This is a genomic window from Sphingobium sp. TomTYG73, from assembly GCF_055394245.1.
Genome location: NZ_AP027339.1, coordinates 131,193 through 140,155 on the forward strand (window position 1 = coordinate 131,193; position 8,963 = coordinate 140,155).

Here is an 8,963-nt window from a genome sequence, read left to right on the forward strand (position 1 = left end):
TCTTGTAGGAAGAAAGGCCCTTCGACAAGCTCAGGGCGAACGGGGAGGGATGGATTATTCCATCCCGAGCGCGGACAGATAGGTTTGGAGAATAGCTTCCATTTCCTGCCGGTCATGCTGCGGCATTTTGCGCAGGCGGACGATCTGGCGCATGATCTTCGGATCATAGCCGGTCGCCTTGGCCTCCAGATACACATCCTTGATATCGTCGCCGATGCCTTTCTTCTCTTCCTCGAGCCGCTCGATGCGTTCGATAAGAAGGCGTAGCTGATCGGCGGCGACGTTGCCCTCGCTCATATAATGTATCTCCGGATAGAATGTGAATCGGGTTGGCGCACGCTCCTAATGATTGTCAGCGTTCTTCGCCACACTCTCCTGCATCTTTGCGATCTGTTCCGGCGTCGCCTCGCTCTGATGGCGTTGTTTCCACTCCGAAAAGGGCATGCCGTGGATGATTTCGCGCGCCTCGTCCTTGCTCAAATTGCCGTCGGCTTCCGCGATCCAATCGGCGAGGCAATTGCGGCAAAAGCCCGCCGTTCCCATCAGATCGATGTTCTGGACGTCGGTCCTGTGCTGCAAATGCGCAATCAGGCGGCGGAAGGCGGTTGCGGCAACCGCATCGTTGAGCATATTGTCGGCCAAGGCGATCCTTTCGCTGATCTACATCATCCTGTCGTGCAGTAGGGATAATCGAAAACGGCGCTCTGGCAAGCCAGGGCGCGACCATGACGGCCAGGAGCTTTTTGAGAATGACGAAACTGCCGCCCCGTTCGCGCAAGGTCCGGATTTTGGCGACCCTTGGCCCCGCGAGCGACACGCCGGAAGTGATCCGCGCGCTGTTCATCGCCGGGGCAGACGCTTTCCGCATCAACATGAGCCATGGAGCGCATGAGGATCATGCGTCGCGTATCGCGTCCATCCGGGCGCTGGAAAAGGAATTCGGGCGGCCGACGACCATATTGGGCGACTTGCAGGGGCCCAAGCTGCGCGTCGGTACGTTCAAGAGCGGCCTTGCCGTTCTGGAGGTGGGTGCATCCTTCATACTCGACCGCGACGAAACGCCGGGCGACGCACGGCGTGTGAACCTGCCACACCCGGAAATCTACGCGGCGCTGGTCCCTGAAACCCGGCTGCTACTGGACGACGGCAAGCTGGTGCTGCGGGTGAAGAATGTGTCCGATGACCGGATCGAAACGGTGGTCGAGGTCGGTGGCACCCTGTCGAACCGCAAGGGCGTCAACGTGCCCGATGTGGTCGTTCCCGTACCCGCCTTGACGGAGAAGGACCGGCGCGACCTGAGCTTTGCGGTGGAGCAGGGCTGCGATTGGATTGCCTTGAGTTTCGTGCAGCGCCCCGAGGATCTCGCTGAAGCGCGCAAGCTGATGGGCGGCCATGGCGCGCTGATGGCGAAGATCGAGAAGCCCGCCGCGGTCCAGCGGCTGGAGGAGATATTGGAGCTGGCCGATGGCGTGATGGTCGCGCGCGGCGACCTGGGCGTCGAACTGCCGCCCCAGGCCGTGCCGCCGCTTCAGAAGCAGATCGTCGCGACGGCACGGCGCATGGGACGCCCGGTGGTGGTCGCGACGCAGATGCTCGAATCGATGATCAAGGCGCCGACGCCCACGCGCGCCGAAGTGTCGGACGTCGCCACCGCCGTCTATGATGGCGCCGACGCGATCATGTTGTCGGCGGAAACGGCGGCGGGTGACTGGCCCGAAGAGGCGGTCGCGATGATGGATAGCATCGCCCACAGCGTAGAGCGTGACCCCGGCTATTTCGCCCGGCTGCATTTCACCGAAACCAAGCCCGACGCGACCACCGCCGACGCGCTGGCGGAAGGGGCGGCGGGCATCGTCTCGGTCGTTGGGGCCAGCGCGATCACCTGCTTCACCTCATCAGGCAGCACGGTTCGCCGGGTGGCGCGTGAGCGTCCGTTGACGCCGATCCTGGCGCTCACCCCCCGGCTCGACACGGCGCGCAAGCTGGGTCTGACCTGGGGCGTGCATGCGGTGCGCACCAAGGATATCGACACGTTCGAGGAAATGGTGGGCAAGGCCCGGCGCATGGCGCTGCGGCATAATATGACGCAGAAGGGCAGCAAGATCGTGGTGCTGGCAGGCGTCCCCTTCGGCACTCCGGGGTCGACCAACGTGCTGCATGTCACCGCCATTCGCGGCGATGAGCTTACAGGGCGGGATTAAGCTGTAGCAGGCCTTGCGCTGCAAGATCGCGGCGCAAGGTCTCTGCGTCCCGGAAGAGGTGGCTGCGAATGCCCAGCGCTTCCGCCGCCGCGACATTTTCTTCCCGATCATCGATGAAGAATGTTTTGTCGGCGCGCAGGCCAAACCGGCTAAGCGCCAGGCGGTAGATGGCGAGGTCAGGTTTGACCAACCCTTCGGCACCAGACACCAGAATGTCGCGAAAGTTAGCGAAGAAATCCGCCTCCCGCGCGTGAAAGGGCTGCCAGAATTCGGCGCTGAAATTGGTGAGGCCATAGAGAGCGACGCTCCGGTCACGCAATTCGCCGACCAATTGCGCCATGCCTGCAACGGCGGGCCGTACGCTGTCGATGAAACGCTCGCCCCATATCCGAATCAGCGCTTCATGTTCTGGATGGCGGGCGATCAGTTCAGCGCTGGTTTCCGAGAACGGACGGCCCATGTCGTGCTGGCAATGCCACTCCATCGACACGACATCGCGCAGAAACGCGTCGAGCGCCCGATCATCATCGATCAGGCGCTCGTAGAGGAGCCGAGGCTCCCAATGGTACAGAACCTGTCCGACGTCGAATATGACGGCGGAGATCGGCTCGCTCAATTAGCCCTGGCGGGCCTTGAAGCGGCGATTGGTCTTGTTGATAACATAGGTACGGCCGCGACGGCGGATCACGCGGTTGTCCCGGTGACGGCCCTTGAGCGACTTGAGCGAGTTGCGGATCTTCATGGAAGTCAGCCTTCTAAGAATCTTGCGTGATCGGAAAATCGAAGCGCAGCCCCTATGGGTGGGGCGGCTGAAAGTCAAGGGCGGCTGGCCGCACTTTTGCCCCGTTCATGCCATATGCAGCAAAGACATGGCTTCAACTGTTGAAGGGATATCCGGTTCGGCATCGTCTATCGACTGCCGCATCTTTGTCGGAGATTAGCATGATCAAGCAGATACTCCTTCCCTCATTCCTTGCCCTGTCACTCGCCGGATGTGCGACGGCGGTGCCACCCGTCGAGGTAACCCGCTTCCATGTCGGAAATCCGGCGCAAAGCGGAACGTTGGCGGTGGAAGAAATGGCTGCGAATCCCGATGCAGGGCTCGAATTCCGGACCTATGCCGCTGCTGTCGAGCAGGAGTTGCAGCGTGTGGGTTTCATCGCCGCACCTGCCGGAGCGCGCAGCGACTATGTGGCATCGGTCGGTTTCCGCCGATCTTTCCGTCCGACTGGCTACGGCAATGATGGCAGGCCCGTGAGTGTAGGCGTTGGCGGAGCAGTCGGCAGCGGCGGCTATTCAGGGCTGGGCTTGGGTATCGGCATCAACCTGTCGGGACGGCCGAAGGATATGGTGACGACGGAGTTGCAGGTGCAGATCCGCAGGCGATCCGATTCGACGACGATCTGGGAAGGCCGGGCATTGACCCAGGCGCGCGAGGGTACGCCCGCCGCTCAGCCCGGTATCGCCGCGCAAAAGCTCGCCAGTGCGTTGATCGGGGGCTATCCGGGGGAATCGGGGCGCACTATAACCGTGAAATGACCATCTCGATCAGCAATGCCTTCGACAGCGGCAATATTCGCGTTCTTTCCATTATCGATACTGGCGACAGGGTCCGGGCCGAGCTGGAGATCGTCAAGGACAGGCAAAGCGACTTCTACCAATGGTTCCACTTCCGCATCGCGGGCGTTGCCGGGCGCGAAGTGGAATTGGCTATCGTCAATGGCGGGACCTCCGCCTATCCGGATGGCTGGCCGGGCTATAAGGCGCGCATCAGCGAGGATCGGGAAGTCTGGACCCAGGCGGATACCAGCTATGCCGATGGCGTCCTCACCATCAGCCTCTCGCCGGATCGCAACGCGCTGTGGGTTGCCTATTTTGCGCCTTATTCGATGGAGCGGCACCACGACCTGATTGCCTGGGCTGGTTGCCAACCGGGGGTCGAGCATCGGGAATTGGGCCTGACGCTCGACAAGCAGCCCCTCGACCTTCTGACGCTGGGCGACGGGCCTAAGCAGGTCTGGCTCTACGCCCGCCAGCATCCCGGCGAGACGATGGCGCAGTGGTGGATGGAAGGCGCGCTGGAACGGCTCTGCGACGAGGAGGATGCCGTCGCCCGGCTGCTCCGCACCAAGGCGACATTCCATATCGCGCCGAACATGAACCCTGATGGCAGCCGCCGGGGACATCTGCGGACTAACGCGGCGGGCGTGAACCTCAACCGTGAATGGCACGAGCCATCGATGGACCGCAGCCCGGAAGTCTTCCTTGTCCGGCAGGAGATGGACCGGACGGGGGTCGATTTCGCCATGGACGTGCATGGCGACGAAGCTATCGCCGCAGTGTTCCTGGCGGGATTTGAAGGCATCCCTTCGCTCGGCGACCGGCAACTCGCCCTCTATAATCGCTTTCGGGATACGCTCGCGGCCCGGACGCCTGATTTCCAGACGGCGCGCGGATACCCCTCATCGGCGCCGGGCAAGGGCAACCTGACCATGTCGACCAATCAGGTCGCCGAGCGTTTCGGCGCGGTCGCCATGACGCTGGAGATGCCCTTCAAGGACAATGATGATTTGCCCGATCCGGAATTTGGCTGGTCCCCGGCACGGTCGAAGCAGCTTGCCAAGGACTGCCTTGCGGTTTTGGCGGAGATGATCGGGGAGCTTTGAGCTGGATGATACGCCCTGACAGCAGCCAACCTAGTTAAACAGGTCGGCGAGAAAGTCCCTCATCGATCGGAAGCTGCGGTGGTCCGCGTCGGGGCTGTAGGCGAGGCCCTTTTCCGGCATGTTCACCGCCTTATCGGTGAATGCGTGTCCGGTGTTCCCATAAGCATGGATCTGCCAATCGCATCCCGCTTTCGTCAGTTCGTCGGCCAATGCCACCGTAGCCGCTGGGGGAGCCAAGGGATCGTCCCAACCGTGACACACCAACAGCTTCGCCCTGATGGCGGCGTTGGGAAAAGCTGGCGCGTCATAAATCCCATGGAAGCTGACGCCGCCCGCGATGTCGGCGCCGCTGCGCGCCAGATCGAGCACGCATTTGCCGCCGAAGCAGAAGCCGATCGCGGCCGTCCGGCTCGCGTCCGCTTCGGGAAGTGATTTGAGGACGGAATGAGCCGCATTGAGCCGGTCACGCAGCAGGGCGCGGTCGGCATTCACCTCGTTCATGTAGCGCGCCATGTCGGGGTCATCCCGGCTGGCTCGCTTGCCCTGACCATAGATATCCGCGACCAATAGCGTGTATCCCAGTTCCACGACCTTTTCGGCGTAGGCGAAGTCCGCTTCCTTGGTGCCCAGCGCATTAGGGAAAAGCAGGATGCCGGGCCGGGGTGCGCCTGCGTCTTCGTCGAAGACGGCCATGCTCTCGAAGGTTCCACCGGGGCCTTCATGAACCGTAACGCGGCGAGAGATAGTCATGGCAAGCCTCGCTGATGAGAATGGCAAGGCGACATTAGGCCGCTGGTAGTGCGTGGCAAGCGTCGCGGTGCCGGTCACTTTCGAGCGTATAAGAAAAGGGCGCCCTCATGAGAGGGACGCCCTTCTTTTTCTGCTATAGCCGTGTCTTAGAAACGGTAGCCGAGGATCAGCGCGCCCTGGTGACGCTCGGGGTTCACGCCACCGATCTGCTCGTAACGCGAATAGCGATATTCAGCGCGAACGATGAAGCCCTGAACCGTCGTTTCCAGACCGGCGCCCAGACGGTAGCCGTCCAGCTTGACGTTGTTGTTCAGCGCGTCTTCCAGGCGGGCATTGGTGTAGCCGCCCTTGGCATAGGCGAGGACGTTCGGCACCACTTCGCCGCCGATGCGGACGCCGGCATAGAGGTCGCGATCGGTGCGAACGCCGAACTTCTTAACGTCGGAATCGGCATATTCGCCTTCGATGCCGAACACGGCGCCGTTGACGTTGACGTCATAGCCGATCACGCCGCCATACAGCAGGCCGCTGTCATGGTCGACCGAGTTGAAATCGACATGGTCCACACCGACGACTGCGCCGACATAGGGACCGGAAAAGGGCACGGCGTCCTGAGCGAAGGCCGGTGCGGAAACGCTGGCAAGCAGCAACGCCGAAGCGATCAGTTTTTTCATGGGGGGCTCCTTTTCTGGGTAACCGGATGTTGTCTGAGCGCGCTTTAGGGAGCCTAAGCGGGAAGAGTAAAGCATCACAAACAACGACATACCGCATTGCACAACGAACTGTGGCAATGTTGCATCACGTCTTGAAATGGGTTCGCGGCGCCCTAGTCAGCCGGATGAGTGAGCAAGGGCCATCCATTGCTCGTGCGGCTTTAGAGGCTGCCGAACCCCGGCGCCTCACCGCGCGCCTGCCTGTCCAGCCGGGTTGGGCGTTTCCAGCCGATACGGGGACGCTTGCGCAGCCGCAAGGTGGGCCAGTCCCCATTGTCCACACGCTCGGCAAGGCGCATGCCCTGAGTCCGATAGGCTGACAGAACGGCCTCCGCCTGTTCCTTCAGCAGTCCAGCGAGCAGGATCGTGCCCCCTTCCTCCACGAGCGCGCAAAGCGAGGGGGCGAGTTCGATCAACGGGCCAGCGAGTATGTTCGCGATCAGCAGATCATAGGGCGCGCGCGTCGCGATTGCAGGGTGATCAACGCCCGCCGCGACATACAGCGCCAGTTGGCCTTGACCCTTGCCGACCGCGATGTTGTTGGCTGCGGCATTTTCCGCGCTGATGTCGACGGCGATCGGGTCGATGTCGGAAGCGGTGGTATAGGCATGGGGCCACAAATGGAGCGCTGCAAAGGCGAGCAATCCGGTGCCCGTGCCAATCTCCGCCACATTGCCAAAGCGCATGCCAACCTGCCGCATGCGGTCCAGCATCAGAAGGCAGCCTGCGGTGGTTTCATGCTGCCCGGTGCCAAAGGCGCGGCTCGCTTCGATCAGGAAATTGACGTGGCCCGGCTGCTCCGCGTTGCTGGCAAGATTGCGGATGTGGAAGCGTCCGGCCGTGACTGGCTCTAGTCCTTGCTGGCTCAGGGTTACCCAATCCTCATCAGGCAACTGTTCGATCAGCGGCTTGGTGCCGCCCGCGCTGGGGATCAGGGTACGGAGCAGTTTGATCGCGGCGGGGCTGGGTTTGCCTTCAAAATAGGCATCAAGCTGCCAGGCATTTTCATCATCCGGCGCGGCCTCGCTGGTCATCAGCACCGGCGGCTTGTCCATGAGCGCGAAGCCCGCGATGTCACCGTCCAACGCCTCCGCCTCGGCACGGGTGCAGGGCAAGGTGACTTTCCAGCTTTGGACGGAAGAGGGCGCGGCATCAGTCATGCCGCGCCCTTTAGAAGCTTCAAGCGGGAAGGGGAAGTCGTGAGGGCTTCAGTCGCTCTCCGGCTGCCTTTTCCGTGAAATTCAGGCCACCTGTCGTCCAAAATCGGATGATGCGGCACGCAGGCTGGCAAGCTTGCCCTCCACGCTCATGAAGCCGCGCTCCAGCTGGTCGATTTCGGAAGCAACGACTTCCGTATCCTGACGGATGGCGGAAATGGTGCTGGACATGGAGTCGGCCGCCAGCGCCGTCTCATCGACAGCGGCGGTGATCATGGTAACCGTCTGGGCTTGAGCGTCCATGGCATGACGGATGCGATCGGCGCTCGATTGCACTTCCCCAACCGTATCGCGGATTCGTTCATTGGTTTCCACCGACTGCCGCGTCGAAGCCTGAATATCCGCGATCTTGCCCGCGATTTCATCGGTCGCACGCGCCGTCTGGTTGGCAAGGCTCTTCACTTCCTGCGCCACGACGGCAAAGCCGCGCCCCGCGTCGCCCGCGCGCGCCGCTTCGATGGTGGCGTTGAGAGCGAGCAGGTTCGTCTGGCCCGCGATGTCGCGGATCAGGCCCAGGATCGACTCGATCGATTTCGCATGCTCAGTCAGAGTTGCCGACATCGTCACCGCATCGCCCGACTGCCGGGCGGCACGCTGCGCAACGTCTGCGGCGCTTTCGACTTCCGTGCGAGCATCCTCGATTGCCCGGATCAGCCCCGCAGAGGTGCGGGCTGCTTCGCGCATCGCGATTGCCGATTGTTCGGCGGCGGCGGCGACTTCCGAAGCCTTGCCCAACATGCCGCGTGTGGCGGCAGAGGCATCCTTCGCCTGTTCACGCAGCGATTCGCCGAGCTGGGAAGCGCCGTCGATCTCACCCATGATCCGCTGCTCGAACAGGGTGCCGATGCGTTGCCGTTCGTTGCGCTGCGCTTCTGCCTCGTCGCCCGCGAAGGCGTTGGTCATCATGCTGGCGTCGACCATGCTGACCATGGTGATGATGTTTACAAGGCGCTGGCGGGTGGCATCATCCGCCGCCTTTTGCCAGACGAGGTTGGTCAACTGCTTGTTGGCTTCCGATACCGCCGTCAGGACGAGGCCCAGGGGCAAGCCGCGTTTGCGGGCCAACCGGACACAGGCGATGGAGCTGCCCGCCCAACTGCCTGCCTCATAGAAGCTGAGCTTCTGCCGCACATATTCATGTGCTTCGGTTTCGATCTTGGCGATCGTGGAGGCGGCCAAGACGCTGCGCAGATGAGATTGATCCATGTAGCTGTCGAAGAAGGTACGGGCCGCGATCGACGCGCCGTCGCCTATCATGTCCCGAATCTCGCGAAGCCCCGCCGCCAATTCGCCGGTGGGATCTATTTCCGCCATGCTGGCGATCATTGCGCTCTTCGCTGGTGCGACGGACGTCATATGCGGCAAACCTCAATTCTCTTGTTTGTCCGTCGGGTCATAGCGCGATCTGGTTAATCA

At 62.1% G+C, this 8,963-nt stretch carries 11 protein-coding genes; 3 read left to right on the forward strand and 8 right to left on the reverse strand.

The window, feature by feature from the left end:
- Positions 1-54 precede the first annotated feature (54 nt).
- Positions 55-297: a DUF2312 domain-containing protein gene (locus ACZ5TH_RS00695; protein WP_449471166.1), complete on the reverse strand. Its 243-nt coding sequence runs from the start codon at positions 295-297 to the stop codon at positions 55-57.
- A gap of 45 nt (positions 298-342) precedes the next feature.
- Positions 343-630, reverse strand: coding sequence for a DUF1244 domain-containing protein (locus ACZ5TH_RS00700; protein WP_449474587.1), 288 nt, complete (start codon positions 628-630; stop codon positions 343-345).
- 119 nt (positions 631-749) lie between these two features.
- Between ACZ5TH_RS00700 and pyk the strand changes: the two genes are divergently transcribed.
- Entirely contained in the window at positions 750-2,201 is a 1,452-nt protein-coding gene (gene pyk, locus ACZ5TH_RS00705) for a pyruvate kinase (RefSeq protein ID WP_449471167.1), read from the forward strand.
- Here pyk and ACZ5TH_RS00710 read toward each other — a convergent pair.
- Positions 2,185-2,817 (reverse strand): HAD family hydrolase, encoded by a 633-nt coding sequence (locus tag ACZ5TH_RS00710; protein ID WP_464794266.1) that lies wholly within the window; start codon positions 2,815-2,817, stop codon positions 2,185-2,187. The two genes, pyk and ACZ5TH_RS00710, sit on opposite strands and share 17 nt — an antisense overlap.
- Positions 2,818-2,943 (reverse strand): type B 50S ribosomal protein L36, encoded by a 126-nt coding sequence (gene ykgO, locus ACZ5TH_RS00715; protein WP_004210176.1) that lies wholly within the window; start codon positions 2,941-2,943, stop codon positions 2,818-2,820. It lies immediately after the preceding gene.
- Positions 2,944-3,143: 200 nt separating this feature from the next.
- On the opposite strand from ykgO, the gene ACZ5TH_RS00720 reads away from it, so the two are divergent.
- Together ACZ5TH_RS00720 and ACZ5TH_RS00725 are read left to right on the forward strand one after the other, a co-directional pair.
- Positions 3,144-3,740 carry a hypothetical protein gene (locus tag ACZ5TH_RS00720; RefSeq protein ID WP_464794267.1) on the forward strand — a complete coding sequence of 199 codons (597 nt, stop codon included), beginning with the start codon at positions 3,144-3,146 and terminating at the stop codon, positions 3,738-3,740.
- Positions 3,737-4,867 carry a M14 family metallopeptidase gene (locus ACZ5TH_RS00725; RefSeq protein WP_464794268.1) on the forward strand — a complete coding sequence of 377 codons (1,131 nt, stop codon included), beginning with the start codon at positions 3,737-3,739 and terminating at the stop codon, positions 4,865-4,867. Before ACZ5TH_RS00720 ends, ACZ5TH_RS00725 begins: the two co-directional genes overlap by 4 nt.
- 30 nt (positions 4,868-4,897) lie before the next feature.
- Here ACZ5TH_RS00725 and ACZ5TH_RS00730 read toward each other — a convergent pair whose 3' ends face one another.
- The 4 genes from ACZ5TH_RS00730 to ACZ5TH_RS00745 form a co-directional block, all read right to left on the reverse strand.
- The gene (locus ACZ5TH_RS00730) at positions 4,898-5,617 is read right to left on the reverse strand and encodes a dienelactone hydrolase family protein (RefSeq protein WP_464794269.1); all 720 of its coding nucleotides are present in this window, start codon (positions 5,615-5,617) and stop codon (positions 4,898-4,900) included.
- Between the two features lie 146 nt (positions 5,618-5,763).
- A complete protein-coding gene (locus tag ACZ5TH_RS00735; protein WP_460987473.1) occupies positions 5,764-6,291 on the reverse strand; it encodes a porin family protein in 528 nt (175 codons plus the stop codon).
- 200 nt (positions 6,292-6,491) lie between these two features.
- Positions 6,492-7,490, reverse strand: a complete 999-nt coding sequence (locus ACZ5TH_RS00740; RefSeq protein ID WP_464794270.1) for a 50S ribosomal protein L11 methyltransferase — start codon at positions 7,488-7,490, stop codon at positions 6,492-6,494.
- A gap of 81 nt (positions 7,491-7,571) precedes the next feature.
- Complete coding sequence (locus tag ACZ5TH_RS00745) at positions 7,572-8,903, reverse strand: methyl-accepting chemotaxis protein (RefSeq protein WP_196225339.1); 1,332 nt, start codon at positions 8,901-8,903, stop codon at positions 7,572-7,574.
- Positions 8,904-8,963 lie beyond the last annotated feature (60 nt).

Coding starts and splice junctions, on each gene's coding strand:
- ACZ5TH_RS00725 (WP_464794268.1), top strand. CDS start 3,737: ATGACCATCTCGATCAGCAATGCCTTCGACAGCGGCAATATTCGCGTT.
- ACZ5TH_RS00740 (WP_464794270.1), bottom strand. CDS start 7,490: ATGACTGATGCCGCGCCCTCTTCCGTCCAAAGCTGGAAAGTCACCTTG.
- pyk (WP_449471167.1), top strand. CDS start 750: ATGACGAAACTGCCGCCCCGTTCGCGCAAGGTCCGGATTTTGGCGACC.
- ACZ5TH_RS00745 (WP_196225339.1), bottom strand. CDS start 8,903: ATGACGTCCGTCGCACCAGCGAAGAGCGCAATGATCGCCAGCATGGCG.
- ACZ5TH_RS00735 (WP_460987473.1), bottom strand. CDS start 6,291: ATGAAAAAACTGATCGCTTCGGCGTTGCTGCTTGCCAGCGTTTCCGCA.
- ACZ5TH_RS00700 (WP_449474587.1), bottom strand. CDS start 630: ATGCTCAACGATGCGGTTGCCGCAACCGCCTTCCGCCGCCTGATTGCG.
- ACZ5TH_RS00695 (WP_449471166.1), bottom strand. CDS start 297: ATGAGCGAGGGCAACGTCGCCGCCGATCAGCTACGCCTTCTTATCGAA.
- ACZ5TH_RS00720 (WP_464794267.1), top strand. CDS start 3,144: ATGATCAAGCAGATACTCCTTCCCTCATTCCTTGCCCTGTCACTCGCC.
- ACZ5TH_RS00730 (WP_464794269.1), bottom strand. CDS start 5,617: ATGACTATCTCTCGCCGCGTTACGGTTCATGAAGGCCCCGGTGGAACC.
- ykgO (WP_004210176.1), bottom strand. CDS start 2,943: ATGAAGATCCGCAACTCGCTCAAGTCGCTCAAGGGCCGTCACCGGGAC.